Here is a 27000-nt window from a genome sequence, read left to right as displayed (position 1 = left end):
ATGTTTGCCTATGCCAACGACCCCTCCGAACACGAATGCCTGCTGGAAGTAGCCGGCGTGACCAAACGCTTTCCCGGTGTGACCGCCCTGGACAATGTTCGCCTGAGCGTTCACCGCGGTGAAGTGCTGGCCCTGATGGGCGAGAACGGCGCGGGCAAGTCGACGCTGATGAAGATCATCGCCGGCATCCACCAGCCTGACAGCGGTGAATTGCGCCTGCGCGGCGAAGCCGTGACCCTGGACAACCCCTTGGCGGCATTGAAGTCCGGTATCGCCATGATTCACCAGGAACTCAACCTGATGCCGCACATGAGCATCGCCGAGAACATCTGGATCGGCCGTGAACCGCTGACCCCCTGGCACACGGTTGACCACGGTGCCATGCACCGGGCCACCACGCAGTTGCTGACCCGGTTGCGCATCGACCTTTCGCCCGACGACCTGGTGGGCGAGCTGAGCATCGCCGCGCGGCAAATGGTGGAGATCGCCAAGGCGGTCAGCTACGACTCCGAGATTCTGATCATGGATGAACCCACCTCGGCCATTACCGAAAAGGAAGTGGCCCACCTGTTCTCCATCATTCGCGACCTCAAGGCCCAGGGCAAAGCCATCGTCTATATCACCCACAAGATGGACGAGGTGTTCACCATCGCCGATCAGGTGGCGGTGTTCCGTGACGGCTGCTTCATCGGCCAGTACCCGGCGCACACCCTCAACGGCGAACAACTGATTACCCTGATGGTGGGGCGCGAGTTGACCCAATTGTTCCCCCAGCGCACCCAGCCGCTGGGCGACGTGCGCCTGGAGGCGCGCAACCTGGGCCTCAAGGGGGTGTTCGAAGGGGTGTCGTTCGAACTGCGCGCCGGCGAGGTGCTGGGCATCGCCGGGCTGATGGGGGCCGGGCGCACCAACATCGCCGAAACCCTGTTCGGCATCACCCCGGCCACCGAAGGCGAGATGTTCGTCGACGGCAAACCGGTGCGCATGACCGACCCGGGCCAGGCCATCCACCTGGGCCTGGCGCTGCTGACCGAGGACCGCAAGCTGACCGGGCTGTTTTCGTGCCTGTCGGTGATGGAGAACATGGAGGTGGCGGTACTGCCGCACTATGTGGGCCATGGGTTCGTCCATCAGAAGGCCCTGCGCCTGCTGTGCGATGACATGTGCAAGCGCCTGCGGGTCAAGACCCCGTCCCTGGACCAGTGCATCGACAGCCTCTCCGGGGGCAACCAGCAGAAGGCCCTGCTGGCCCGATGGCTCATGACCCAGCCGCGGGTACTGATCCTCGACGAACCCACCCGTGGCGTCGACGTCGGCGCCAAGGCGGAAATCTACCGCCTGATCGCCAACCTGGCCGACGAAGGCCTGGCGGTGATCATGATTTCTTCCGAACTGCCGGAAGTGCTGGGCATGAGTGACCGCATCCTGGTCATGCATGAAGGGCACATGACCGGCACCCTGGACCGCGCCGACGCGACCCAGGAACGCATCATGCACCTCGCCTCGGGCGTCCCGGCCAGCGCCTTGGACACTGCCGCGCCCGCGCACCCACAATAAGGAACCCGCCCATGACCACCTTGACTGAAAACAAACCCGTTGCCGCACCGCCCAGCCGCTCCCGGCGGCGCATGCCCACCGAGCTGAGCATTCTGCTGGTGCTGATCGGCATCGGCCTGGTGTTTGAGGTATTTGGCTGGATCGTGCGCGACCAGAGCTTTCTGATGAACTCCCAACGCCTGGTGCTGATGATCTTGCAGGTGTCGATCATCGGCCTGATCGCCATCGGCGTGACCCAGGTGATCATCACCACGGGCATCGACCTGTCTTCCGGCTCGGTGCTGGCCATGTCGGCCATGGTCGCTGCCAGCCTGGCGCAGGGTTCGGACTATGCCCGCGCGGTGTTCCCGCACCTCACTGACCTGCCCGTGTGGGCGCCCGTGCTGGCGGGGCTGGGGGTCGGCCTGCTGGCGGGGGCCATCAACGGCAGTATCATCGCCTTGACGGGCATCCCGCCGTTCATCGCCACCCTGGGGATGATGGTGTCGGCCCGTGGCCTGGCGCGTCTGTATACCGAGGGCCAGCCTATCAGCATGCTGTCGGACAGCTACACCGCCATTGGCCGCGGGGCGATGCCGGTGATCATCTTCCTGGTGGTGGCGGTGATCTTCCATATCGCCCTGCGCTACACCCGCTACGGCAAGTACACCTACGCCATCGGCGGCAACATGCAGGCGGCGCGGACCAGTGGTATCAACGTCAAGCGTCACCTGGTCATCGTCTACAGCATCGCCGGGCTGCTGGCGGGCCTGGCCGGGGTGGTAGCGTCGGCGCGGGCTGCCACTGGCCAGGCAGGCATGGGCATGTCCTACGAACTGGACGCCATCGCCGCCGCCGTGATTGGCGGCACCAGCCTGGTGGGCGGGGTAGGGCGTATCAGCGGCACGGTGATCGGGGCGCTGATCCTCGGCGTGATGGCCTCTGGCTTCACGTTCGTGGGGGTTGACGCGTATGTGCAGGACATCATCAAGGGGGTGATCATCGTCGTGGCCGTGGTCATCGACCAGTATCGCAGCAAGCGCTTGTTGAAGCGCTGACGGGGTTGCGATTTTTGCCCGCGCGGCGCCGCTTTCGGTGCCCCGCGGGCTTTTTTGCTTTTTGCCGCGTTTAGCCCGAAGATGGCCGCCTGTTGGCGGCATTTTTGTCCGCCGCGCTCGCCCGCGCCGGGTATGACCCGGAAGGCATTGCGCAAAGATGCAGGTTATTGGTCAAATCTGCCTTCAATTCAGTTGCTGCGCGAGAAAACCCGCCTTAGACTGCCGCCCCTCATAAATTGAGTGCCGGTTGGCGCTTGAAGAATTCCGTGGGGCCGAACCGGGTTCGGCAGCACATTTTGATTCGCCTTAATGCACGTATTTTTTATAGAGAAATCAATGACAAAGGAAAAGTTGCTGGCCATGCCGGCCGATGACTACATGAACGCCGAGCAGCTGGCATTTTTCACCGAGCTGCTGCAGGCGCTCAAGGTCGAGACGCACGAGCGTATCGAACAGAGCCGCATCGCCATTGAGAGCCTGGACACCCCGGCCGACCCGGCCGATGCCGCTTCGGTTGAAGAAGAGCGCCACTGGCTGGTCAACGTCATCGACCGCGATCAGCGTTCGCTGCCGCAGCTGGAACAGGCCCTGGGCCGTATCGCCGACGAAAGCTTCGGCTGGTGCGACGACAGCGGCGAGCCGATCGGCCTCAAGCGCCTGCTGATCAGCCCGACCACCAAATACTGCATCGAAGCCCAAGAGCGTCACGAGCAGATCGACAAGCACCAGCGCCAGGCCTGATCGCGCCCCGGACGCCCGATTGCCAGGGGCGTTGCAGGTGAGCGGTAGTGGCCAATTGCCTTGTTGTGGCGTTTAATGACGTCAGAACAATGACAATAGCCACGAGGTGCTTGAAATGATGAGAGACGGATCTCTGCTCGCCACTGCCCGGCCAACTGCGGTTCGCCCGCCCCGGTCCTGGCTCCCCGGGTTGCAGGGCCTGGCGTTGCTTGGCCTGCTGGCAGCCACGGCGTTTGTCCAGCTGCCGTTCTACTTGGCCGCGCCCCTGGCCTTGCTCTGCCTGTGGCTACCGAGGCTGGGCCAGCCAGCGCCCGCGCCGGCCCAGGCCAATGAGGTGCCGCCCCTGGCGGCGCTCAGCCGTGACCTGTCCCGTACCACCAGCCTGAATGCCCTGTCCGCCGCCGGTGTGGCGTTCTCCGTGCGCCAGCTGGCCGCGCGCGTGCAATCGCAGTTGACCGCCGCCGCGCAGATCGTCAGCAGCGCCGAGGTCATGATCGGCACCGAACAGGTCACTTCCGAGCTGAGCCAGCAGGCGCTGGGGGCCGCCAGCGAGGCGCATCGCCACGGCGTGGCAGGTCGCGAAGTCCTGGCCGCGTCTATTGCCCGCATGCACCAGCTCAGCGAGCGCGCCAACGCCAGCCGCGAACTGATCGAGGCGCTGAGCCAGCGCAGTGAAGACATCCAGCGCGTCACGGCGGTCATCCAGTCCATCGCCAGCCAGACCAACCTGTTGGCATTGAACGCGGCGATCGAGGCCGCCAGGGCCGGGGAATATGGCCGTGGTTTCGCCGTGGTCGCCGATGAGGTGAGGGGGTTGGCTGGCCGCACTGCAACGGCCACTGAAGAGGTCGGGCAGATGGTCGCCGATATTCAAATGCGCACCGCTGAGGTGGTGGAGCAAATCCGCCAGTTGTCCACGGACCTGGGGGCAGGGGTGTTGCAGGTGGAACATACCGGTGAGCAACTGCACACCATCGCCACTTTGGCGGCGGGCGTGGAGCGCCAGGTGGGTGAGATCGCCCAGGGCGCCCAGACCAATCGTGAGCAACTGGCCAGCCTGTTTCAGGCGGTGGAGCAGATGCGTGGCGACCTGGCCGTCAGCGACCAGCAGACCCAGCACCTGGCCGGGGCCGCGGTGCAGCTGGAAAGCCAGGCCGAGAGCATCAGCGAGCGCCTGGCCGAGGTCGGCCTCGACGACTATCACCAGCGCGTCTACGATTTGGCCCGTGAAGGCGCGGCCCACATCGCGCGGCAGTTCGAACAGGACCTGGACAGCGGGCGCTTGAGCCTGGACGACCTGTTCGACCGTCACTACCAGCCGGTTGCCAATACGCACCCGGTGAAATTCCGCACCCGTTTCGACCGCTACACCGACCAGGTACTGCCGGCGATCCAGGAGCCCTTGTTGCGCCGCCACGAGGGCCTGGTCTTCGCCATCGCCTGCACGCCCCAAGGCTATGTACCCACGCATAACCAGGCGTTCAGCCAACCACTGACCGGCGATGTGGCGCGGGACACCCTGGGCAACCGCACCAAGCGCAAGTTCGACGACCGCACTGGCGTGCGCTGTGGCAGTCATGAACAGGCAGTGCTGCTGCAGACTTACACCCGCGATACCGGGGAGCTCATGCACGACCTGTCCGTGCCGATACATATCAAGGGAAGGCACTGGGGCGGGTTCCGGTTGGGATACACACCGCAGAGTGTTCGAGACTAACGGGGTTTTGTTACCGTTTCTGTAACGAAGCTATACCAGAGTTCACTGTTTCTTCATCACTGAAGGCACTATGATAGTTACATTGTTAGCTAGCTAATGAAATCTCGGGAGGGAAATCATGCAAAGCAAAGTTGATGTGGCCGTCATGATCGGCAGCGGCGTACCCGCCGGCCTTCAGGCGGTGGGCACGCGCGTGTGCTGGGTGGTGCTGGTCAACGGCGAACGGCGCGGCACCGCCTTCGCGAGCCGCGCCGAAGCGCTGGAGTGCCGGGACGCCTGGCTGGCGCAACTGGCCGTAGAGCCTGGGCTGTTAGCGTCGCGTCACGCTTGCTGATGCAGCCGCTGGTTCAACTCGTCGATAGGAATGGCCCAGTCGCCGCCATCGGCGCGTAGTTCTTCCTTCAGAAATTGCGCTTGGCGGTCGGTCCAGAACGTGGCATCGATCAGCTTCACGTCCGCGGGCAGGGGGTGGGCTGCGATGAAACGATCAATGCTGGCCGGGTCGCCGTCCAGCCCCAATTGTTCGAACAGGGTACCCAGATTCGTTTGTTCGGTTTCCATGTCATCTCCTTGGCAGGGGAAGCCTGCCGGTGCCTGGCTGAAAAAGCGCTTGTCTATGCTATGAAAGGTTCCAGGCACAAGAGTTCTATCCGAGGTGGAGCCGCGTGGCAGAAGGGGCGGCAGGCCCTGATCGGGCACCGGCAGGCCCGAGGCTCATGCGAAGGTGTCGACGCTGCTTGAATCCTGGCCCGGCGTGCTAGCGGGCGGGCGTGGGGTCACGGGTACCGTCGTCGCCAAGTCTCTGGCGATATGCGCGGCCATCATGCTGGCCCGGGCGCGGGTGAGCGCCAGATTGCGTTCGGCGACGCTCGGGTAGTCGGCGTTCAGCGCTGCCATGTATTGGTGCTGTTCGTGCCTGGCCTGGTTCTGCAGTTCGGCGATACGTTGATTGTGCTGGCGCGCGCGGCGGCGGTTGGCGACCTGCTGGGCCTGGCGCTTGGCAGTGGCGGCCTCGGTGGCAGCGGCCTTGGCGGCGGTTGCCTCGGCCGCACTGGCCTCGACTTCAGCGCGCGCCCGTGCGCTGGCCTCGGCTTCGGCCCGCACGCGCGCCGGGTCCTCTTCCCGCGGCGCCAGCAGGCCGAGGACCGTATTGATTTCAAGCATGGCGTTGATCTCGAAGAGGGCTCGCCAATTGTATCGGCGGTGCTACACAGTCCTTTAGGCCGGTACGCTGCTTTCCAGTTGCTGGGCCAGCGCACAGGCTTCAAGATGGCTGCGGCGAAAGCCCAGGGTTCGCCCGGAGGCGCGTTCCTGGATATGAAAGAAGTTGCGCCCCGCTGGAATAACATGGCAACGGGGCGCGGGGTGGTAGCCCTGTGACCCGATGTGTCGGTACAATAGAGCGCCGAAGTCGATAGTTGGGTGGGCCTCGTCAATAGAGGCTCGACGGTTTTCCATTGAATCGTGCATATTCGTTCCTTCTCGTGGGGTAGCGGTACGCCCTGTGCGTAGCGGCGTGCATAGCTATCGCATTTTTTACCGCATCAGGCTGTCGGAAAAGGTACTGCGGGCTGTGGCGTATTGCTGATTCCAGCGAATAGGCAACGCCCTACACGTAGGGTGGTTTTTTCCTTCAAGGTCAGTGAATGCCTGCGGGCGTCGTCCCTGGGCTGTTTCCGTTAGTCTTCTGCGCTGCGGAGCGAGTCTCGCCCTTTCTCATGGCGGGGCTGGTCGGGTCTCTCATGGACGTGTGTTCTTCACGCCGGGCCTTGGTGTTCGGGTTCGGCCGGGTTGGGTTCGGCTGCCCGAGTTGGAGGGGGCAGTGTTTTCATTTCGAGGATTTTTAATTGGCAGTAAGTAATCTGGAAATGCACGCGCTGTTCGTGCTGGGCGACCTTCGCGCCAAACTGGTAAAACTGTTTCAATCGCGTTTCGTGTATGTCACCGAGCAAACCGCCGAAGGCATTTACATGGCTGAGCTCGATACCGAAAGCGCACTGGTAGTGGATGACAAACCCCGCCTGGAACTGAAAGTGGGTGACCACTTCCGTGCGGCAGTATTACCCAGCCGAGAAGGCGGAAAGTTTGAAATCAAGTTCCGCGAAATCAAGTTGGCGGTCTATGGGCTTGGCGAATATGCCTTTGTCAGCACCGCCGATGGCAACGGTATCGTCTTCAAGGAAGGCCAGACCGTGGTGATGGTGTTCGCTGCCAATGAACAACTGCAGGGTGGCCTGGCCAAGACCCTCAAGGCCGCCTCGTCCAAGGCCGCCAAATGGCGCAAGGGCGAGCTGACGTTCAAGCCCAGCGAGTAACGTCCGCGCGGTGGTCTACAGTCAGTGAGTGCTGACTGTCGAGACCATGCCGATGAAACTGTTAGTGTCCGCTGTGCTTTGCTGCCTGGCGCTGGCGGCGTCGCCGTTGCGCGCCGCGCCTGCGCCCATCCACTTTGCCGACCTGAACTGGGAAAGCGGCAGCCTGATTACCGAAGTCCTGCGCCTGGTGGTGGAGAAGGGCTACGACCTGCCGACCGATACCCTGCCGGGCACCACCATCACCCTGGAAACCGCCCTGGCGAAAAACGACATACAGGTGATCGCCGAGGAGTGGGCTGGGCGCAGTCCGGTGTGGGTGAAGGCCGAGGCGGCGGGCCAGGTCAAGGGGCTGGGCAACCTGGTGGCGGGGGCGACCGAAGGCTGGTGGGTGCCCGAGTACGTGATCAAGGGCGATGCGGCGCAGGGCATCAAGCCCCTGGCGCCCGAACTGCGCAGCGTCAGCGACCTGCCGCGCTACAAGGACGTGTTCCGTGACCCTGAAGACCCTGGCAAGGGCCGGTTCCTCAACAGCCCGATCGGCTGGACGTCGGAAGTGGTCAACGGCCAGAAACTCAAGGCATACGGCTTGAGCGACAGCTACACCAACTTCCGTTCCGGCAGTGGTGCGGCGCTGGACGCGGAAATCACTTCCTCGATCAAGCGGGGCCGGCCGGTGCTCTTCTATTACTGGTCGCCTACACCGTTGCTGGGCCGTTACCGCCTGGTGCAATTGCAGGAGCCGGCGTTCGACCCCGAGGCCTGGAAAACCCTGACCCAGGCGGACAACCCGGCGCCCCGGCCTACCCGTTCTCCGCCCTCCATCCTGTCGGTAGGGGTGTCTACGGCGTTCGCCAAGGATTACCCGCAACTGGTGGGGTTCTTCGAGAAGGTGCAGTTGCCTATCGATGACCTCAACAAGGCCTTGGCCACCATGAGCGAAGAGCACCTGCCGCCGCGCCAGGTCGCCATCGCCTTCCTGAAGGCGCACCCACAGCTATGGCGCGCCTGGGTGCCCGCCCCGGTAGCCGACAAAGTCGCCGCCGCGCTGTAGCAGCGGACTTGGCCGCGTCACGAACGCCGCGTAACATCAGGCACACCGCGATGCGGCCAGGGCAGCCTCGAGCCCTTTGCGCAAGCCGCTACGGGGTTTCGCGGCTGCTGACTTCACCCGGCACAGGCTCGCCCGCCATGCGTTTGCGAAACAGCGCGGCGCGCGCCAGCAGCAGGGTCGTGACCGGCAAGGTAATGGCCAGCAGAATGGGCACCAGCCAGGCATGCAGCACCGGTTCGTGCCGCACCATCGAAAAGTAAACAATGGACGCCAGCGACACGCACCAGGCACCCAGTGTCGACGCCAGGGCCGGTGGGTGCATCCGCTGGAAGAAGTCTTTGAGGCGCACCATGCCGATCGCCCCCAACAGGGCGAACAGGCTGCCGAGCAACAGCAGCAGCCCAACGGCCGCTTCGGCCCACGCTGGCACTTCGTTCATTCGATCACCTCGCCGCGCAAGAGGAATTTGGCCAGGGCGAACGAGCCGACGAAGCCGAACAGCGCAATCAGCAGCGCTGCCTCGAAGTAGGTCTCGCTGGCATAGCGGATGCCCAGCACCAGCATGGTCAACATGCCCAGAATGTTCAGGTAGTCCAACGCCAGCACCCGGTCCTGGGCAGAGGGCCCCTTGAACAGCCGATACAGGGTCAGCAGCATGGCCAGGGCGAAAATCGCCAGGCTCAGGACGATGACGTGGTCGAGCCAGGCACTCATTCGAAAATCTCCATGAGCGGACGCTCGTAGGTGGCCTTGAAGTGGGCAATGAAGCGGGCTTCATCGTCCAGGTCGAAGACGTGCATCAACAGAATGCTGCGGTCCAGGGCCAGTTCCGACCAGACCGTGCCCGGCACCACCGTGGTGATGGTCGACAGGGCCGCCAGGCCATTGGCATCGCGCAGGTCCAGCGGTACCTTGACGAAGGCTGAGCGGGGAGGCCGGCGCCCCAGGTTGAGCACGCCCCAGGCGACTTGCAGGTTGGATACCACCACATCCAGACCCACCCGGCCCAGCAAGCGAAGGATGACGCCGGGTTTGCGGATGCGTACGGACAGTGGGCGCAGCGAGCGCATCAGCCAGGGTGCCAGAATGCCCAGCACAACCCCCAGCAGCACGTTGCCCGCGCTCAGGGACAGGTTCAGCAGCAACCACAGTGAGCCGCAAGCCAGTGACAGCAACGGCGCCGGAAACAGACGCTTCATGGGCGCACCTCAGTGGTCATGACCGCGTCGATGTAGTGGCTGGGGTCATCCAGCACCGCGGCGGTATCGTGGGTGTAATCCAGCAACCACTGGCCTTTGATCGTCAGCACGACGCACAGCCCCAGCAGCATAACGATGGGCACGCATTCGGCAGGACGCAGCAGCGGCGAGGGGCGCTCCTGGGGTGTCCAGAAGCGCTGGATACCGAGCCGAGTCATGGCCAGCAGGGCGGCCAGCCCTGACAGAATCAGCAAGGCTACCAGCGCCCAGGCCGCCGGCCCCGAGGTGCGCACCAGCGCACCGATCAGGTTCAATTTGGCGATGAAGCCCGACAGTGGCGGCATGCCGACCGTCAGCAGCGCACAGGCGATGAAGCTCAGGCCCAGAAACGCCATGGTCCAGGGAATCACCTGGCCGACCACGGCTTTCTGTTCGTCGTCCAGGTTGATGCCCTTGGGTGGGTGCAGCGACTCCACGGGGCGTGGCAGCAGGTCGCCGTCGTCTTCCAGGGCCACTTCGTTGGCCGAACGGGAGCGCTCGATCAGTTCGGCCAGCAGGAACAGCGCGCCCAGCGCCAGGGTCGAGCTGACCAGGTAGAAGAGGGCGCCAGCGGTGATGGCCGGCACGCCGAAGCCGATCGCCGCCAGCAATGTACCTGCCGACACCAGGATGCTGAGGCTGGCCATGCGCTCCAGGCGCTGGGCGGCCAGTACGGCAATACCCGCCACGGCGATGGTCAGCAGCCCGCCGGCCAGCAGCCAGTTGCCGCCGAAATGAGCCGAGGCGCCCGCCTGGCTTGAAAACAGCAAGGTCCACAGGCGCAGCAAGGTGTAGACGCCGACCTTGGTCATGATCGCGAACAGGGCCGCGACCGGCGCGCTGGCCGAAGCATAGGCCGGTACCAGCCAGAAGTTCAGCGGCCACATGCCGGCCTTGGCCAGGAACGCCGTGGCCAGGATCGCTACCCCGGCGTGCAGCAAGCCCCGGTCGGCCTCCGGCACCAGGGGGATCTTCAGCGCCAGGTCGGCCAGGTTGAGGGTGCCGGTGACCCCGTAGATCATCGCTGCGCCGATCAGGAACAGCGACGAAGCGAGCAGGTTGATGGCGATGTAATGCAGCCCCGAGGACACGCGTGCCCGCCCGGACCCGTGCAGCAGCATGCCGTAGGAGGCCGCCAGCAGCACCTCGAAAAACACGAACAGGTTGAACAGGTCGGCCGTCAGGAAGGCACCGTACAGGCCCATCAACTGAATCTGGAACAGTGCATGGAAGCTGGCCCCGGCGCGGTCCCAGCGGGCCATGGCGAACACCAGGGCGGCGCTGGCGATGATCCCGGTCAGCACCAGCATCAGCGCGGACAGCCGGTCCAGTACCAGCACGATCCCGAACGGCGCTTGCCAATTGCCGGGCAAGTAAACCCCGATGGCGCTGGCCTGGTTCTGCACGCCCAGCAGCAACACCACGGCGATGCCCAGGCCGACCAGGGTCGACAGCAGGTTGAGGCGAGCCTTGAGCGGCCGGTGTTTTTCCCCCAGCAACAACATCACCGCCGCGGTCAGCAACGGCAGGAGGATGGGGGCGATCAGCAGCGACGGCATGGCAGTCATTCCCGGGTCTCCCGGCCATCCACATGGTCGGTGCCGGTCAGGCCGCGCGACGCCAGCAGCACCACCAGGAACAGCGCAGTCATGGCGAAACTGATGACGATGGCGGTCAGCACCAGGGCCTGTGGCAGGGGATCGGTGTAGTGCAGCAAATCCTGCGGGACACCGTCCTTGATGATCGGCTCCTTGCCAATGAACAGGCTGCCCATGCTGAAGATGAACAGGTTGACGCCGTAGGACAGCAGGCATAGGCCCATGATCACCTGGAAGGTCCGGGGCCGCAGCACCAGCCAGACCCCGGAGGCGGCCAGCACGCCGATGGCGATTGCGATGACTTCTTCCATCAGGCACTTCCTTGTGGAGGGGCGATGGGCTTGGGCAGCCCGGAGGGTTTGTGCGCGCGCACCGACTGGTGCGCCAGGGCGGTCAGGATCAGCAGGGTCGAGCCCACCACCACGCAGAACACCCCGATGTCGAAGAACAGTGCGCTGGCCACATGAACCTCACCCAGCACGGGCAGGTGCAGGTGGGCGGTGTGCGTGGTCAGGAACGGATAGCCCAGGACCATGGCGCCCACGCCCGTGAGCGTGGCGAACAGCAGGCCCGTGCCCATCCAGCGCTGCGGCCGCAGGCGCATCTGCGCCTCGACCCATTGGGTGCCGGCCACCATGTACTGGAGGATGAACGCCACTGCCATCACCAGGCCGGCGACGAAGCCGCCGCCGGGCTGGTTGTGACCCCGCATGAACAGGTACATGGACACCACTACCGCCAATGGCAGCAGCAGGCGTACCAGCACCGCTGGCACCATCATGAAACCCAGTGCGGTGTCGCTGGCCTGGCGCGGGTTGACCAGGTCGGTCACCACGTCCGGCGCCAGCAGGCGTTGCTGGGCGGGTAACTGGATGCTCTCGCGCGGCGGGCGGAAGCGGCGCAGCAGGGCGAAGATGGCCAGGGCGGTGGCCACCAGCACGGTGATCTCCCCCAGGGTGTCGAAGCCGCGGAAGTCCACCAGCATGACGTTGACCACGTTGCTGCCGCCGCCTTCGGGCAAGGCCTTGCGCAGGTAGAACTCGGAAATATGGTTGGGCGTGGCGCGGGTCAGCATGGCGTAGGACAGGGCCGCCATGCCGCCCCCGGTGGCAATGGCCAGCAGCAGGTCGCGCACCCGGCGCACCCGCGCGCGACGTTCGTGGCCAGGCAGGGGCTGCACGTCTTCGATCCGCCGTGGCAGCCAGCGCAGGCCCAGCAGGATCAGCACCGTGGTCACCACTTCCACCACCAGTTGCGTCAGGGCCAGGTCCGGTGCCGAGAACCAGATGAAGGTGATGCAGGTCATCAGCCCGCAGACGCTGACCATGGTCAGGGCCGCCAGGCGGTGGTATTTAGCCTGCCAGGCAGCGCCCAGGGCGCAGGCAATGGCGATCAGCCACAAGGTCACGAATACCCCGGAGCCGGCGATCTTGGGCCGCAGCCCCCAGCTCAGCCCGCTGTGGAGCAAGGGGATCACCGCGGCGACCACCGCCACCAGCACCAGCATGAACAATTGCGGCTGCAGGCGCCGGGTGGTCAGCCAGCGCTCGCTGCGCCGGGCCAGGCGCATCAGCAGCACCAGGCTGCGTTCGAACAGGCGCTTGCCGCTCAGGCGCCCCACCAGCGGTGGGCGCTGCAACCGGCCGCGGCGCAACTGGCCGCGCAGCAACAGGTACAGCACGATGCCGGCGCCCATCGCGATCAGGCTCATGATCAGCGGCGCATTGAACCCGTGCCAGATGGCCAGGCTGTAGGCGGGCGATTCGCCGCCCACCACCGGCAGCGCCGCGGCCGCGAGCAAAGGCCCCACCGATTGCGCCGGGAAAATGCCCACCACCAGGCACAGCAGTACCAGCAGCTCCACCGGCGCGCGCATCCAGCGGGGCGGTTCGTGTGGGGTGTGGGGCAGGTCGGTGGCCGGTGGGCCAAAGAACACGTCGACGGTAAAACGCAGGGCGTACACCACGCTGAAGGTGCCGGCGATGGTCGCCACGGCGGGCAGCGCCGCTTCGACCCAGGCCGTGGAGGTGATGAACACGGTCTCGGCGAAGAACATTTCCTTGGACAGGAAACCGTTCATCAACGGCACCCCAGCCATGGCTGCGCTGGCCACCATGGCCAGGGTCGCCGTGAACGGAATCATCCTAAACAGCCCGCTGAGACGGCGGATATCGCGGGTGCCACTTTCATGGTCGATGATGCCCGCGGCCATGAACAGCGAGGCCTTGAACGTGGCGTGGTTGAGGATGTGGAACACGGCCGCCACCGCCGCCAGCGGGCTGTTGAGCCCCAGCAGCAAGGTGATCAGGCCCAGGTGGCTGATGGTGGAGTAGGCCAGCAGGCCCTTGAGGTCGTTCTGGAACATGGCCGCGTACGCGCCCAGCAGCAGGGTGCAGGCGCCTGCGCCGCTGACGATCCAGAACCACTGTTCGCTGCCCGACAGCGACGGCCATAGCCTGGCCAACAGGAATACCCCGGCCTTGACCATGGTCGCCGAGTGCAGGTACGCCGATACGGGTGTGGGGGCCGCCATGGCGTGGGGCAACCAGAAATGGAAGGGGAACTGGGCGCTCTTGCTCAGCGCGCCGATCAGGATCAGCGTCAGCAACACCGGATACAGGTGACTGGCGCGGATCTGTTCCCCGGCCGCCAGCACGGTGTCCAAATCGTAGCTGCCCACTACCTGGCCGAGTACGATCACCCCGGCCAGCAGGCACAGCCCGCCAGCGCCAGTGACCGCCAAGGCCATGTAGGCGCCGCGGCGGGCGTCGGCGCGGTGGTGCCAGTAGCCGATCAGCAGGAACGAGAACAGGCTCGTCAGCTCCCAGAAGAACACCATTTGCACCAGGTTGCCGGACATCACCAACCCGAGCATGGCGCCCATGAACGCCAGGAAAAAGGCGAAGAAGCGCGGCACCGGGTCATCCGGCGACATGTAATAGCGCGCGTAAAGCGATACCAGCGTGCCGATGCCCAGCACCAGCAGGGAGAACAGCCAGGCGAAGCCGTCCATGCGCAGGGTCAGGTTCAGGCCCAGGCCGGGCAGCCATTCGAAGGTCTCGCAAATGACCCCGCCATGGGCTACCTGCGGGTACATCAGCGCCACCGCGACGGTGCCGGTGAGCGCCACCAGGCCGGCCAGGATCGACTCGCGGTTGCGCGCATCGTGGGGCAGCACCGCTGCCAGGCAGCTACCGATGAAGGGCAGAAGCAGTAGGACTATCAATGACATAGCGGTCTGATCTGCTGAAAGGGACTAGGAATCATACGGGCCAGGGCGGCCATCACCAACCGCCAGCCTATGCCTGAACCCTACAATAGTGGTCTATTTGGTGGGTTTTTCATTGCAAAAGTTTACAAAAGCCATAATCCTTGAATCGTTCACGCCCGGATGAAGGTCGCTGAAGTCCTGCGTCCATCCTTCCACGCAATGCCCCGGCATGAACCTCGTCGAACAGGCGCTCAACAGGGCTCGCCACCCCAGCGCCAGCCGGGGACAGCGACCTTACGTTGCGCCAGAACCCATGCCAGAGCCTATTGCCGTGCCCCCAGACTCTCCCCCGCGCGCCTCGGTGCTGCAACACGTCAGCCACAATGTGCGGCGTCTGCGCCTCGCCGCTGGCCTGAGCCAGACCGCCTTGGCCGAGCGCTCCGGGGTCAGCCGGCGAATGCTGGTCGCCATCGAGGCGGGTGAGAGAAATGTGAGCCTGGGCACCCTGGACAGGGTCGCCGAGGCGCTGGCGGTGGTGTTCAGCGACCTGATCAGCGCCCCGGACAACCGCGACCGCGGTCGCATCAATGAGCTGGCTTGGGCCGGCAGCCAGGCGGGCAGTACCGCGGTGCTGCTGGCCAGCGCCCCGGCGCGTCGGGAAGTGGAACTGTGGGAGTGGCAGCTGGCCCCTGGAGAGATCTATCAGGGTTCCTGCGATGGCCCGGGTTATACCGAGCAGGTATTCGTCTACGAAGGCTGTCTGACCCTTGAGGTAGACGGCCTGGCGCGGCCTGTCCAGGCGGGCGAATTTTTCATGTTCGCCAGCGACCGCCCTCACGGCTATCGTAATGACGGGCCGGTGCCGGTGCGCTTCGTGCGCAACGTCATTTTCTGAAAGCGCTTCTCTGCCACAGGCCCGTTGGGTAGCATGTACGCCACCGTGTAGAAGGCAGTGAAAAATGACAGAAAGATCCCCGCACGCAGGGTTGCGCCTGTGCCTGTTGCAATACCCCGGTAGCCAGGCATCCACGGTGGCCGGGCTGGTGGATCTGTTTGCCTGCGCCGAGCAGGTTCGTGACGACCTGGGCATGGCGAAAACGCCACTCTTACAGGTGGACGTCGTAAGCGGTGCCGACGCCGGGCAGACACCGACGGTGGTATTCGTACCGCCGTTGCCCGCTGTGCAGGTGCCTGATGCCGAAGCGCTGGGGCCTGCGGTTGCTGCGTTGCGACGCTGGCATGCCGATGGCGCCGTGCTGGTGGCAGTCTGTTCGGGCGCCTGGCTGCTGGCCATGGCCGGGGTGCTCGATGGCCGCCAGGCCACGCTGCACTGGGACCACGCCATGGGCCTGGCGGCCTGTTACCCCCAGGTGCAGGTACTGCCCCATGAACCCCTGCTGGATGACGGTGATGTGGTGACCTCCTCGGGCAACCATGCATGGCAAGCGCTGGGGCTGGCGGTGCTGGCGCGTTACCTGGGGGCAGCGCTGGCGGTGGAAACCCATGGTGTGCTGAATGTGCCCTGGCGCAGCGAGCCCTTGCCGCCCAGCCCCTTCCAGCCACGCCTGGATCATGGCCGTGCCGAGGTGCTCAAGGTGCAGTTGTGGTTGCAGACCAACCAGGCCAAGGGCGTGACCCTGGACGACATGGCGGCGTGCGCAGGGCTCGAACCGCGCACCTTTCTGCGTCGCTTTCACGCCAGCACCGGGCTCAAGCCGACCGAGTATTGCCAGTACCTGCGCATCGCCCGGGCGTGCCATTTGCTGGAGACCACCCAGCGCAATGTCGACCAGATCGCCAACAGCGTCGGGTATCAGGACGTGGGCGCCTTGCGCAAGATCTTCATGCGGGTCACAGGGTATGCGTTGAGCGAGTACCGCGAGCGGTATGGGGTGAGGGAGTTGTATCGGCCGGTGGGGTTGCGCGGGCGGTAGGGGGGAGGATTGGGCCGGGCAGTCAGGTGCGTGGCTTAAGGCTTCTGGTGTTCCCGAGATCGAGCGCCGCGCGGGCGGCGCTCGATCTGGAGAACGCAACAGCTCCAATCCATGCCCCCTACTTCAAAGGCTCCTCGATCCGCAACAACCGCCCCGCGTTCCCCAGCACCAGCAACGTGCTCAAGTTATGCAGCAACGCCGCGATCACCGCGCCCGCCACGCCCAGCAAACCGAACGCAGCCGCTGCGACGATCGCCAGGGTCCAGCCCAGGCCGATGGCCACGTTCACCTGCAGGGTGCGGCGGCATTGGCGGCTCAGGCGCACGCAGGTGCCCAGGCGGCGCAGGTCGCTGCCGATCAGCACGATGTCGGCCGAGGCCAGGGCGATGTCGGAACCGCCGGCACCCATGGCGACCCCCACCACGCCGGCCTTCAGCGCCAGTGAGTCATTGATGCCGTCACCCACGACCAGCGGCCGGAAGCCCTGGCGGATTTCGTCGGTGACGTGGCGCAGTTTGTCTTCCGGCAATGCCTGGGCCACCACGTCCTTGATACCCACCTGGCTGGCCAGGGCATTGGCCACCGGCAGGCGGTCGCCGGTCAGCAGCAGTTGCCGGCCCAGGCCCAGTTCGCGCAGGTCGGCCAAGGCGCTGGCGGCCTCCGGACGCATCTGGTCGGCCAGCAGTAGCCAGGCCAGGAACCGGCCGTTGAGCGACAGCCCGGCAATCGGGCCGTCGTGCTCCGGCACCGGCGGCAGGTCGATGCCCAGTTGCTGGAACAGCTCGGCGCGGCCCAGGGCCGCTTCGCCCTGCGGGGTCTGGGCGATCACGCCAAGGCCCTGGCGTTCGCGCAATTGCTCCAGCGGGTGGTAGGCATCCTGCGCCACCAGGGTCGCCAGGGCACGACTGACCGGGTGGCTGCTGGCGGCGCCGAGGCTGGCGGCCAGGTGCAGCAAGGTCGACTCATCGGCGCTGCAGGCAGGCACCGCTTGCAAGCGCTGCAGGTGCAGGGCGCCATAGGTGAGGGTGCCCGTCTTGTCGATCACCAGCGAGCTGAGGTCGGCGAACTCTTCCAGGAACGCTGAACTGCGGATCAGGATGCCGTGGCGCGCCGCCACCGCGATACCGGCGATCGCCGTGGCCGGCGCCGAGAGCACCAGGGCGCAAGGGCAGGCGGCGACCAGCACGGCCAGCATGGCCTGGGGGTCGTTGGTGATGAACCAGGTCACGGCGGCGATCAGCAGCACCAGCACCATGTACTGGCCAGCGTAGCGCTCCAGCAGGCGGGTGATGGGGGGCTTGGACTGCTCGGCCTTCTGCATCAGGGCGATGACTTTGCCCAGCGTCGAATCCTCACCGGTGCGCGACACCTCGATGCGCAGCAGGCCGTCCAGGTTGATCGCGCCACCGAACACTTCCATGCCCGGCGCGGCCTGCACCGGCACCGACTCGCCCGTGATGGGCGCGGTGTCCAGGCTGGCCTGGCCTTCCAGGACGCGGCCGTCAGCTGGCACGCGGTCACCGGCGCGCACCTCCACCTGGTCGCCGGCCTTGAGGGTACCGTTGTCCACTTCGCTGATGCTGCCATCGCTGCCAATGAGGCGCGCATGGCTGCGGGTCAGGCGGCCCAGGGACTCGATGGCCTCCTGGGAGCCGATCACGCTGCGCTCTTCCAGCACATGGCCGAAGATCATCAGGATGGGCAACAGCGCCGCAGTCAACAGGTCACCCGTGGCCCAGGCGCCCAGCAGGGCGATGGCCACCAACTGGTCGGTGAGGCCGTGCAGGCTGGGGTAGCGGATGCTGAACCAGGCCGAGCGCAGCACGGGAATGGCCACCAGCAGGGAGGCCACGCCGAAGAGAATCTGCGCCACGCCGTCCTGGGCCGGGTCGAACCAGTGCCAGGCCAGGCCCAAGGCCAGCAGGCCCAGGGCAACCATGGCCAGGGTCAGTTGGCGGGCGGCGCTGCGGCGTTCATCGCGGCTGAGCATGCCGCCGGTGAGGTGGCCGTGGGAATGCCCGTGGTGGGCATGGCCGTGGTGGTGATGGGAGTGCGCACTCATGGTTGGCTGCCTTGCAGAATCAGACGGGCATCGTCGTGGGGGTCGACCGTGGTCACGTTGCCGGCCTTTTGCAGAATGGTCGGGATGCGTTCGCGGTACAGGCGCTGCAGCAGGCCGGGGTCGCCACGCTCGCGCTGGGTCTGGGCCAGGCTGGTGATGGTCGCGGTGTCGGCCTGGGCCTTGGCCAGGCGCTCGCTGGCCTGGGCGTGGGCCACCTGCAGGGTGCGGTCGGCCTCCTGGGTAGCGGCCTGGTTGACCTTGGCTGCATCATTGCGCGCCGAGGCGATGTTCTGCTCGGCCTTCTGGCTGGCGGTGAGCACGGCATTGAAGGCGTTCACCGCGCCGTCAGGCAGGCTCGATTGCAGGTCCACCCGTTCCACGTGCACGCCCAGCCCGGCGCCCTGGGCCTGCAAGGCCGCCAGGCTCTGGTTGATGCCTTGCATCAGGTCGCCGCGCAAGCGCTCGCGGCGCTCGGCGGCCTGGCTGTCACTGCCCACCAGTTCCGGGCGCGCCACCAGGATGGTGTCCAGGTCGCGGGAGGCCGAAACGGCCACGGCGCTGCGGGCGACCACTCGGTCCAGAGCGGCGGTCATGGTCGCGCTCTGCAGCACATACGGGTACGGGTCGATGACCTTGTAGAAGACTCGCACGTCCAGTTGCACCACACCGGCGTCACCGGTCAGCAGGTACCCCGCGCCTGCCACGGCATCGCTGTTGGGCGAGGTGTTGGCGTCGATGCCACGGGTCTGGTTCTCGCGCAGCAGGGTTTCCACCCGCTGTTCGATCACCCGGTCGGCGGAGGGCAGCATCACCACCTGCTCGAACGGCCGTGGCCAGGCCAGCAACAGGCCGGCGCCGTGGATACGTTCCAGGGCGCCCATGCGCAGCACCACGGCACGGCTTTCCGGGCCCACCTGGCGAATGTTCGACACCGCCCAGCCGAACGCCGCCAGCAGGGTGATGCCGTACAGCGCCAGGAAGGTCAGGCGCCCGGCCTGCATCCAGGGGCTGGGCGGGCGGGCGGCGGGTGCGGCCCCCCTCATGGCTTGGCTCCGGCGCTCGCGCCAGCTGGTGCAGGCAATTGCGGCGGGCCGTCCACCAGGGCGCGGAACGGCGCCGCGTCAGTGCGCAAGACCAGGCGCGTGCCGGAATTGACGATGGTGCCCAGGGTGTCCAGGGAGCGCAGCAGGTTGTACAGCTCCGGCGAGCCGGCATAGGCCTTGCCGTAGATCTGCGCTGCCTCGACCCGGGATTGGGCCTCGACGTCGGCGGCCTTGACGGTGGCGTCGGCCTGCAGGATGCGCGCGTCACGCTCGGCGGCGGAGCGGATTTCAGCGGCTTGGCGCTTGCCTTCGGCGGTGCGCTCGGTGGCGATGGTCTCGCGTTCGGCACGCATGCGCTCCACGGTGGCGTTGAGGGTCACGGCCGGCAACGTCAGCCGTTCGATGCCCACCTGCAGCACGCGTACGCCATAGGTGTCGAGCAACTGCTTGGCGATCTGCTGGCGCACGTGGTCTTCGAAGTCGGCGATCTGCACTTTGTCAGCGTCCGTGTTCACCAGGCTCGACAGGTCGAAGCCGCTGGCCGAGGTTTCCAGGGCCGAACCGAGGAAGGTACGGATCTGCCGCGCGGCTTCGTCGGGCTGGTTCTGCACCGCGCGCATGAAGCGCTGCACGTTGGCGTTGTCGCCCTGCACCTGCCAGGCCACGTAGGCCTGGACAATGATGCGCAGGCCGTCGCGGGTACCCACGTCCTGCAGGCCACTGGAGGTGGTGCGCAGGCGCAGGTCTACGGGCACCGCCGACTCGAAGGGGATGGGCAGCCGCCAGGCCAGGCCCGGTTGCAGCAGCACCCGCGCCGGGTTGCCGAAGCGGGTGATGACCGTGGCCTCGCCACTGCGTACCTGCACCAGGCAGGCGGTGGCGGTTGCAAACAGTACCAGGACCGCGGCGATGCCGATGCGCTTCCACGGCCGCGAGGGGGCCGCCTCGTGGTCATGCCCGTGGTCATGGCCGTGATGATCGTGGTGGGCGTGATCGTGGCCCACGTGGTTATGCGATGAACTCAAAATCAATACTCCTGCGGGCCATCAAGGGCGGGGCTGGGCGGGGTCAACCGGGGCGGCGAAGGTTCTCAGGTCCAGGGTCGGCGGCTGGTCCCGGGCGATGCGGTGGTCCAGGATCAACGCCTTGGCATTGACCAGGCCCTTGGCCAACTGGCTGAAATACTGCTCGTCGATGAACGCCTGGCCGGCGCTGTGCCAGGCCTGCAGTTCGGCACCGAAGCGCAGGTCGGCGGCCTTGGCCGTGCCCAGGGTCTCGGCGCTGCCGGCCTGGGCATTATCGGTGGCCAGGCTGGCGTCGGTGCGCGCCTGGTTGCCGGTGACACTGGCGTTGCCGCGCTCGCGGGCAATCAAGGCCTGGGCGCTGATCTGCGCGGCCTGCACGCCGTGGTAGGCATCGGCGGCGCCGGCCGGTGGGTGGATGGCCTCGACCACCGTGGCCAGCAGCTCCACGCCGCTGTTGAGGCGGTCAAGGTCAGCTTGCACCTGCTTGCCAATGTCCTCGCCCAGCTGCGCACGGGTTTCGCCGAGCATGTCATCCAGCTCGCGACCGGCCAACTGGTGCACCAGCACCCGGCTGGCGGTGCTGCGGATCAGTGCCGGCACGTCGGCGCTGTTGTAGGTGGCCGCCAGGGCAGCCTGGTCGCTGAGGCCGATGCGGTACACGAACCGCACGTCCATGTTCACCACCTGGAAGCTCTGCTGGTCGCCGGCTTGGCTGGCGATGACCTGGGATTTCTCGGCGCGGTGCGATGCATCCCACAGGCGGTTGGCGCTCACCGGAGCCGGGCCGTCAGCGCTCACGGCCGGTTCATCGCTGCTGCCTTCGGCACTGGTGGCCAGCTCGTGGATCACCCCGTTCTCGACGTCGCGTACCTGCCCGAACGGCCATGGCAGGCCCACGTGCAGGCCGGGGCCATACACGGTCACGGGCTTGCCGAACTGCTCGTAGACGCCGCGGCCGTTCATGGGGACCTGGGTGACGCCGCTGAGTAGCCAGCCGACCACCGCGATCAGGCTCAGGACTGGCAGGCTGGCACGGCGCATGAAGCCCAGCGCCCAGATCTGCCGCAGGTCGATGCCGAAACGCTGCTGCATTTCATCCTGCAACCGGCCCAGCGGGCGCGGCGGCCAGTGCAGCAAGCCGGCCACCAGGCTGTCGGCGACGATGTGCGGCTCAAGGGCAGGGCGCTGCGGGTTGAACACCGACAGCAGCGCGCGCACCAGCAGTTCCAGCGCGGCCAGCGCCGGCAGCAGCCCGGCCAGAACCGCCAGGCGCAAGGGCCATACGGCCTCGGAACTGGCGAAAAACAGGCACACGGCGGCCAGCAGCAGGCTGGCCAGGGTAATGCGCAGTTGCAGCGCCAAGCCCGACGCCTCGGGCCACTCCACGGCATCGGTGGCGCTCAGGTGGCGCTCCAGCACCAACAGCCCGAAGGCCAGCACCAACGCTAGGCCAGCCAGCACGTAGGCAGTCTGGCCCAGGGCGTGGGGCACCAGCGCCAGGTTCCAGCCGTAGCGCACCAGCAGCAGGGCGACGCCGCTGGCGGCCATCAGCCACAGGGCCCCGACGCCCAGGCGCTCGACCCACACCAGGGCGGTGTCGGATAGGCGGTTGAGCAGGCGGTCATAGCCGCTCTGGGGGTCGTCCTGCACCCATTCCACCGGCAGCCCGCCCAGGGGCTCGCCCTTGAGCGCGGCCTCGCGCCAGCGGGCGATGCGCCAGGCCCACTGCACGGCGCCGAGCAGGGTCAGGCTGGCGGCGCTGACCAGGCACAGCAAGGGCAGCCACAGGGTGTCGCGGGTGAACAGTTCGACGAATATGCCGCCGAGCAAGGCCAGGCCCAAGACGCCTGCCAGGCCCAGCATCACCGCCAGCAGGCGCCGCGCCTGCCAGCCGGCCCGCACGAACCGCGGCAGGGCGTGCAGGTCGCCGGCCGGGTAATCCAGATCCACTCTCATAAGACGCATTCTGACTCTTTGAATAATTGGGCTCGTCGCGCTCCCTTCCTCATGTCCGGCAGGATCAAGAGGCGACCGAGCAGTCTACGTGTAAAAAGTAACTGTATAACACTGGCCGTGAAATTTTCGTCGCCAGCCCCAGGCCAGAGGTGTTGCCAAGGCAACAGCCGGGCAACAGTTTGCTGGCCGACAGTACCGCCAACCCATCGCCGCGGTCCGCGTCGGCCCCGCGATCGCGGCCGCAGCCAAGGCGGCACGCACTGTGCAACGTCATGCCCATCAGATGCATGAATCTTTGTTCAGATTGGAGTTTTTGCCATGTCGCGTGAAATCCGCCTCAACGCTTTCGACATGAACTGCGTGGGCCATCAGTCCCCGGGCCTGTGGGCGCACCCGCGGGATCGTTCCTGGGAATACAAGGACCTTGCCTATTGGACCGACCTGGCGAAGATCCTCGAGCGCGGCAAGTTCGATGGCCTGTTCATCGCTGACGTGCTGGGTATCTACGATGTCTACCAGGGCAACGGCGACGCGGCCATCCGCCAGGCCACCCAGGTACCGGTCAACGACCCATTGCAGCTGATTCCGCCCATGGCCCTGGTCACCGAACACCTGGGCTTCGGCCTCACCGCGTCGCTGTCGTTCGAGCACCCGTATCCCTTCGCCCGGCGGCTGTCCACCCTCGACCACCTGACCCAGGGTCGCGCGGGGTGGAACATCGTTACCTCGTACCTGGAGAGCGGCGCCAAGAACATTGGCCAGGCCGCGCAGACCGAGCACGACGCACGCTATGACTTTGCCGAGGAATACCTGGAGGTCTGCTACAAGCTGTGGGAAGGCAGCTGGGAAGACGGGGCGGTGGTGCGCGACCGGGCGCGGCGAATCTTCAGTGACCCCAGCAAGATTCACCCCATCGAGCATGCCGGCAAACACTTCCAGGTGCCTGGCATTCACTTGTGCGAGCCGTCGCCCCAGCGCACGCCGTTGCTGTACCAGGCAGGGGCGTCCAGCCGTGGCAAGCAGTTCGCCGCCGAGCATGCCGAGTGCGTGTTCGTCGCCGCGCCGTCCAAGGTCCTGTTGAAAAAGACCGTGGCCGATATCCGCCGTCGCGCCGCGGAGGCCGGGCGCGACCCGCGCAGCATACTCATCTTCAACCTGCAGACGGTCATCGTTGATGAAACCGACGCCAAGGCGCGGGCCAAGTTCGAAGAATACAAGTCCTGGGTCAGCTACGAAGGCGCCATGGCATTGATCAGTGGTTGGACGGGCATCGACTTCAGTCAGTTCCAGCCCAACGAAGCCCTGCGTCACGTCAAGACCAATGCCATCCAGTCCGCCGTGGAAGCCTTTTCCACCGCCGACCCGGACACCGTCTGGACCCCCAACTCCCTGGCCGACTGGGTCGGCATCGGCGGTTTCGGGCCGTTGTTCGTCGGTGGCCCGCAGACCGTGGCCGACCTCCTTCAGGAGTGGATGGACGAGACTGATGTGGACGGCTTCAACCTGGCCTACGCGGTGACCCACGAGACCTTCAGCGATGTGGTCGACCACCTGGTGCCGGAGCTGCAGAAGCGCGGCGTATACAAGACCCAGTACCGCTCCGGCACCCTGCGTGAGAAGCTTTTCGGCGCAGGGCCGCGCCTGGGGGCCAACCACCCGGGCGCCCGCTACCGGCGCGGTTGAACCGAGGTGAAACCCGTTTATGCTCTACCCGGCAACCCCACTGACAACAGTGAGTACCCATGAATGACATCCTGATCATCGGCGGCGGCCTGTCCGGCACCCTGCTGGCCGCGCAACTGCTGCGCCTACCCGGCCAGCGTCGCGTCCGCGTGTTCGAAACCCGCGCCGAACTGGGCCGCGGCGAGGCGTACAGTGCCACCGAGCTGGGCCACACCCTCAACGGCAATGCCGCGCGCATGAGTGTGGACCCGGACAACCCCGATGACCTGACCCAATGGCTCACGGCCCATATCGCCGCCGGTGGCTGGCCAGAGTCCGATGCCCAGCCGGTACCGGTGGCCGAACTGTTCCCGCCCCGGGGCCTGTTCGGCGTCTATGTGCAGCAGCGGCTGGCCGAAGCTCGGCAGGTCGGCCAGGCCCATGGCGCTACGGTGGAGCACGTGCGCGTCGAAGTGGTGGACCTGCAGGTCGATGCCACTGGCGTGCGCCTGAGCCTGGCCGATGGCAGCCAGGTACGGGGCAGCCAGGCGGTGCTGGCCACTGGCATGTTCCCGGCGGCGCGCACCCGCCAGCGCCAGTCCAGCGGCCTCAACGCGGCGGCAGTCGACCCATGGGACGTGCAGGCCATGCGCGGGCTGGACCCCCAGGGAAGGGTGCTGATCATCGGGTCCGGGCTGACCATGGTCGATGCCGTGGTGTCGCTGGACCAGGCGGGCCATCGCGGCCCCATCCAGGTGTACTCGCGCCATGGGCTTTTGCCCCATGTGCGCCGTCAGCCACCGACATGGCCGGACTTCCTGGCGGCCGACCTGTCCCTTCGCAGCCCCTTGCAGGTATGGCGGGCATTGCGCGGCCAGTGTCGTCAGGCCATGGCGGCGGGCATCGACTGGCAGGCACCGCTGGACACCGTGCGGGCCCACATCGGGCGCTTGTGGAGCCAGGCCAGCGAGCGTGAAAAGCGCCAGTTCGTGCGCCATGCCCGCCCCTGGTGGGAAAGCCACCACCACCGCTCGCCGCCGCCCAGTGATGCGCTGTTGCAGCGCTTGCTGGCCGAGGGCCGGGTGACCATTGCCGCCGCGTCCCTGCTGGGCATGGCGCCTGCCGAGAACGGCCAGGTGGGTATTCGGGTGCGTGACCGTGGCCAGGCGCGGGAGCGAGTCGACACGGGCGTTGCCCTGATCAATTCTACCGGCATCGAATATGACTGGCGCCGGGTTGACCGGCCGTTGCCCAGGCAACTGCTGGCCCGCGGCCTGATCCGGCCGGGGCCGCTGGCGCTGGGCATCGCGGCGGCTGCCAACGGCGCCGTGGAGAATCGCGAAGGGCGGGCGTCGCCACGACTGTTCGCCATGGGCCCACCCCTGCGCGGCCTGTGGTGGGAAAGTACCGCCGTCACCGACGTGGCCGCGCAAGCCAAGGCCCTGGCGCTGACCTTGGCCGGCGCGCGGGGATAGCCGCGGCCGCCAGGCTGTGTTCCCGGTGGCGCCTACCCTGCGCCACTGCCGCGTCCACGCCAGGCGACTGCAGCAGGCGTTGACCGCCCAACCGCTGACGGCCGGCCAGGCGCTGGTGCTGCCTGGTTGAACGCCAGGGTAAGCCTTCGGAGTTGCCCGCGAAACTGAGCCTGGCGAAGCCCTGGGTGGTTTTTCAACCAAGGCGGGGAAAAAGGTTCTTCACGGAATCCCGGAAAAGTTGGCGCACCACCGCAGATCCACAGTGAGCAAACAGAGCGGACCAGGTGATGTGCCAGGCATAACTGGCCCGAAACAGATGTGGGACCAGGCTTGCCTGGGAAGCGCCGCGCGGGCGGCGCTCGATTTCAAGGGCGCTGGAAAAACCAGGACATGCACCTGGTGGTCCTGGTGCGATCTTAAGCCGTGCCGACAGAATGTTCATCGGGGCTCCTGGTTGGAGATCGCATCAGGGCTTCCAGGCGCCAGGCGATGTTGTTGTGTCGCTGCTGAGAGCGAGCGCCGTCCGCACGGCGCTTCCCGGGCAAGCCCGGTCCCACATCCGTTTCGGGCCAGTTATGTCTGTGAGACGACCTGCCCCGCCTTGTTTGTCCACTAAAGATCTTCGTAAGCACCACCCACTTTCTCGGCAATCCGTGAAGAACCAAAAAAAAGCACCGCCGATACCTTTCCAGGCATTTCCCGATAGCCTTCCCCCCGGTTTTTGACAACAATAGCGCCCTGCACACAACGCCTGCCCGTCCGGGGCCGTGCCGCTTTCATTTCTACCGGGAATACCATGTCGCCGATTCACCGTCCCACCCGCCATCGCCCCGCTGCCTGCGAGGCCCGGCCATGACCGACCTGACCATTGAACTGCTACCCACCGAGCTGGACCAGGCGCCGCTGATTCGCAATCTCTACCAGTTCTACGCCTATGAGTCTTCCGACTGGGAAGAGGAAGACGTAGACCTGGATGGCCGTTACTACATCCATGACGAGCACCTGCTGCGCTACTGGCACGATCAGGACTGGAGCGCCAACCTGCTGCTGGTCAACGGCTACGTCGCCGGTTTCCTGCTGGTAGAGCGCAGCGAGCTGCCAGGCATCGATGCGCTGGAGCTGGCTGACCTGTTCATTCTCAAGAAATACCGCCGCAAAGGCATCGGCAAGGCCCTGGTGACCCAAGTGCTCACCGGGGGGCATGAAAACTGGCTGGTGCGTTACTACCGCCAGGACGACGCCGCCGAGGCGTTCTGGGGCGCTGTGCTCAGCGATCTGCCACGCCCGGCCCGCGCCATCGAGTTGGACGACGAGCCGCAGTTGACCAATTTCCTGGTGACGCGCGTCACCCACTGACGGGCATGGCCGCCGTGGTCAG

The 27000-nt window shown here is 66.0% G+C and carries 25 protein-coding genes; 12 read left to right on the top strand and 13 right to left on the bottom strand.

The features are described from left to right. From HWQ56_RS16460 to HWQ56_RS16440, 5 genes are all read left to right on the top strand, one after another. Entirely contained in the window at window positions 1–1557 is a 1557-nt protein-coding gene (locus HWQ56_RS16460) for a sugar ABC transporter ATP-binding protein (protein ID WP_176571175.1), read from the top strand. A gap of 11 nt (window positions 1558–1568) precedes the next feature. Continuing rightward, window positions 1569–2594: an ABC transporter permease gene (locus HWQ56_RS16455; RefSeq protein ID WP_158154755.1), complete on the top strand. Its 1026-nt coding sequence runs from the start codon at window positions 1569–1571 to the stop codon at window positions 2592–2594. 336 nt (window positions 2595–2930) lie between these two features. Further along, entirely contained in the window at window positions 2931–3335 is a 405-nt protein-coding gene (locus HWQ56_RS16450; protein ID WP_027979546.1) for a TraR/DksA family transcriptional regulator, read from the top strand. 115 nt (window positions 3336–3450) lie between these two features. Beyond that, window positions 3451–5052: a methyl-accepting chemotaxis protein gene (locus HWQ56_RS16445; RefSeq protein WP_176571174.1), complete on the top strand. Its 1602-nt coding sequence runs from the start codon at window positions 3451–3453 to the stop codon at window positions 5050–5052. Between the two features lie 118 nt (window positions 5053–5170). Then, window positions 5171–5386, top strand: a complete 216-nt coding sequence (locus HWQ56_RS16440; protein ID WP_158154753.1) for a hypothetical protein — start codon at window positions 5171–5173, stop codon at window positions 5384–5386. Here HWQ56_RS16440 and HWQ56_RS16435 read toward each other — a convergent pair. Together HWQ56_RS16435 and HWQ56_RS16430 are read right to left on the bottom strand one after the other, a co-directional pair. Continuing rightward, window positions 5374–5613: a DUF2789 domain-containing protein gene (locus HWQ56_RS16435; protein ID WP_158154752.1), complete on the bottom strand. Its 240-nt coding sequence runs from the start codon at window positions 5611–5613 to the stop codon at window positions 5374–5376. The two genes, HWQ56_RS16440 and HWQ56_RS16435, sit on opposite strands and share 13 nt — an antisense overlap. 153 nt (window positions 5614–5766) lie before the next feature. Beyond that, window positions 5767–6216, bottom strand: coding sequence for a hypothetical protein (locus HWQ56_RS16430; RefSeq protein ID WP_176571173.1), 450 nt, complete (start codon window positions 6214–6216; stop codon window positions 5767–5769). 683 nt (window positions 6217–6899) lie between these two features. On the opposite strand from HWQ56_RS16430, the gene HWQ56_RS16420 reads away from it, so the two are divergent. Next, window positions 6900–7367 carry a hypothetical protein gene (locus tag HWQ56_RS16420; protein ID WP_158154749.1) on the top strand — a complete coding sequence of 156 codons (468 nt, stop codon included), beginning with the start codon at window positions 6900–6902 and terminating at the stop codon, window positions 7365–7367. A gap of 52 nt (window positions 7368–7419) precedes the next feature. Continuing rightward, window positions 7420–8418, top strand: a complete 999-nt coding sequence (locus HWQ56_RS16415; RefSeq protein ID WP_176571172.1) for an ABC transporter substrate-binding protein — start codon at window positions 7420–7422, stop codon at window positions 8416–8418. An 88-nt stretch (window positions 8419–8506) separates the two neighbouring features. Here HWQ56_RS16415 and HWQ56_RS16410 read toward each other — a convergent pair whose 3' ends face one another. Genes HWQ56_RS16410 through HWQ56_RS16385 form a run of 6 tightly spaced genes read right to left on the bottom strand, consistent with a single transcriptional unit; the run spans window position 8507 to window position 14486 of the window. Further along, a complete protein-coding gene (locus tag HWQ56_RS16410; protein ID WP_158154747.1) occupies window positions 8507–8857 on the bottom strand; it encodes a Na+/H+ antiporter subunit G in 351 nt (116 codons plus the stop codon). Next, entirely contained in the window at window positions 8854–9132 is a 279-nt protein-coding gene (locus HWQ56_RS16405) for a K+/H+ antiporter subunit F (protein WP_158154746.1), read from the bottom strand. The genes HWQ56_RS16410 and HWQ56_RS16405 overlap by 4 nt, the downstream gene beginning before the upstream one ends. Next, window positions 9129–9617: a Na+/H+ antiporter subunit E gene (locus HWQ56_RS16400; RefSeq protein WP_158154745.1), complete on the bottom strand. Its 489-nt coding sequence runs from the start codon at window positions 9615–9617 to the stop codon at window positions 9129–9131. The genes HWQ56_RS16405 and HWQ56_RS16400 overlap by 4 nt, the downstream gene beginning before the upstream one ends. Further along, complete coding sequence (locus tag HWQ56_RS16395) at window positions 9614–11224, bottom strand: monovalent cation/H+ antiporter subunit D (RefSeq protein ID WP_158154744.1); 1611 nt, start codon at window positions 11222–11224, stop codon at window positions 9614–9616. Before HWQ56_RS16395 ends, HWQ56_RS16400 begins: the two co-directional genes overlap by 4 nt. Further along, complete coding sequence (locus HWQ56_RS16390; RefSeq protein ID WP_158154743.1) at window positions 11221–11565, bottom strand: Na+/H+ antiporter subunit C; 345 nt, start codon at window positions 11563–11565, stop codon at window positions 11221–11223. The genes HWQ56_RS16395 and HWQ56_RS16390 overlap by 4 nt, the downstream gene beginning before the upstream one ends. Further along, on the bottom strand, window positions 11565–14486 hold the full coding sequence (locus HWQ56_RS16385) for a monovalent cation/H+ antiporter subunit A (RefSeq protein WP_176571171.1): 2922 nt from the start codon (window positions 14484–14486) through the stop codon (window positions 11565–11567). The genes HWQ56_RS16390 and HWQ56_RS16385 overlap by 1 nt, the downstream gene beginning before the upstream one ends. Before the next feature lie 310 nt (window positions 14487–14796). Between HWQ56_RS16385 and HWQ56_RS16380 the strand changes: the two genes are divergently transcribed. Both HWQ56_RS16380 and HWQ56_RS16375 read left to right on the top strand, forming a co-directional pair. After that, window positions 14797–15360: a helix-turn-helix domain-containing protein gene (locus tag HWQ56_RS16380; RefSeq protein ID WP_233270859.1), complete on the top strand. Its 564-nt coding sequence runs from the start codon at window positions 14797–14799 to the stop codon at window positions 15358–15360. 64 nt (window positions 15361–15424) lie between these two features. Continuing rightward, window positions 15425–16399: a GlxA family transcriptional regulator gene (locus tag HWQ56_RS16375; RefSeq protein WP_176571170.1), complete on the top strand. Its 975-nt coding sequence runs from the start codon at window positions 15425–15427 to the stop codon at window positions 16397–16399. Window positions 16400–16517: 118 nt separating this feature from the next. Here HWQ56_RS16375 and HWQ56_RS16370 read toward each other — a convergent pair whose 3' ends face one another. The 4 genes from HWQ56_RS16370 to hflK (HWQ56_RS16355) all read right to left on the bottom strand — a co-directional run bounded on the left by HWQ56_RS16370 (window position 16518) and on the right by hflK (HWQ56_RS16355) (window position 22485). Then, window positions 16518–18389, bottom strand: coding sequence for a cation-translocating P-type ATPase (locus tag HWQ56_RS16370; protein ID WP_245217888.1), 1872 nt, complete (start codon window positions 18387–18389; stop codon window positions 16518–16520). Between the two features lie 68 nt (window positions 18390–18457). Beyond that, window positions 18458–19504, bottom strand: coding sequence for a protease modulator HflK (gene hflK / locus HWQ56_RS16365; RefSeq protein ID WP_176571168.1), 1047 nt, complete (start codon window positions 19502–19504; stop codon window positions 18458–18460). Beyond that, window positions 19501–20535: a protease modulator HflC gene (hflC, locus tag HWQ56_RS16360; RefSeq protein WP_176571167.1), complete on the bottom strand. Its 1035-nt coding sequence runs from the start codon at window positions 20533–20535 to the stop codon at window positions 19501–19503. The genes hflK (HWQ56_RS16365) and hflC overlap by 4 nt, the downstream gene beginning before the upstream one ends. Before the next feature lie 15 nt (window positions 20536–20550). Then, complete coding sequence (gene hflK / locus HWQ56_RS16355) at window positions 20551–22485, bottom strand: protease modulator HflK (protein WP_176572417.1); 1935 nt, start codon at window positions 22483–22485, stop codon at window positions 20551–20553. 318 nt (window positions 22486–22803) lie between these two features. Here hflK (HWQ56_RS16355) and HWQ56_RS16350 point away from each other — a divergent pair, with 318 nt between their 5' ends. Then, on the top strand, window positions 22804–24168 hold the full coding sequence (locus HWQ56_RS16350) for an LLM class flavin-dependent oxidoreductase (protein WP_158155674.1): 1365 nt from the start codon (window positions 22804–22806) through the stop codon (window positions 24166–24168). A gap of 59 nt (window positions 24169–24227) precedes the next feature. Further along, window positions 24228–25622 carry an FAD/NAD(P)-binding protein gene (locus tag HWQ56_RS16345; RefSeq protein ID WP_176571166.1) on the top strand — a complete coding sequence of 465 codons (1395 nt, stop codon included), beginning with the start codon at window positions 24228–24230 and terminating at the stop codon, window positions 25620–25622. 193 nt (window positions 25623–25815) lie between these two features. Here the strand turns inward: HWQ56_RS16345 and HWQ56_RS16340 are convergent, their stop codons facing one another. Next, window positions 25816–26064, bottom strand: coding sequence for a hypothetical protein (locus HWQ56_RS16340; RefSeq protein WP_176571165.1), 249 nt, complete (start codon window positions 26062–26064; stop codon window positions 25816–25818). Between the two features lie 410 nt (window positions 26065–26474). Between HWQ56_RS16340 and HWQ56_RS16335 the strand changes: the two genes are divergently transcribed. Then, complete coding sequence (locus HWQ56_RS16335) at window positions 26475–26978, top strand: GNAT family N-acetyltransferase (RefSeq protein ID WP_158158225.1); 504 nt, start codon at window positions 26475–26477, stop codon at window positions 26976–26978. Window positions 26979–27000 lie beyond the last annotated feature (22 nt).

The sequence above is a fragment of the Pseudomonas eucalypticola genome, assembly GCF_013374995.1.
GTDB lineage: Bacteria > Pseudomonadota > Gammaproteobacteria > Pseudomonadales > Pseudomonadaceae > Aquipseudomonas > Aquipseudomonas eucalypticola.
The sequence above is the reverse complement of the archived record's forward strand: the minus strand, read 5'-3'. Positions and strand labels throughout refer to the sequence as shown.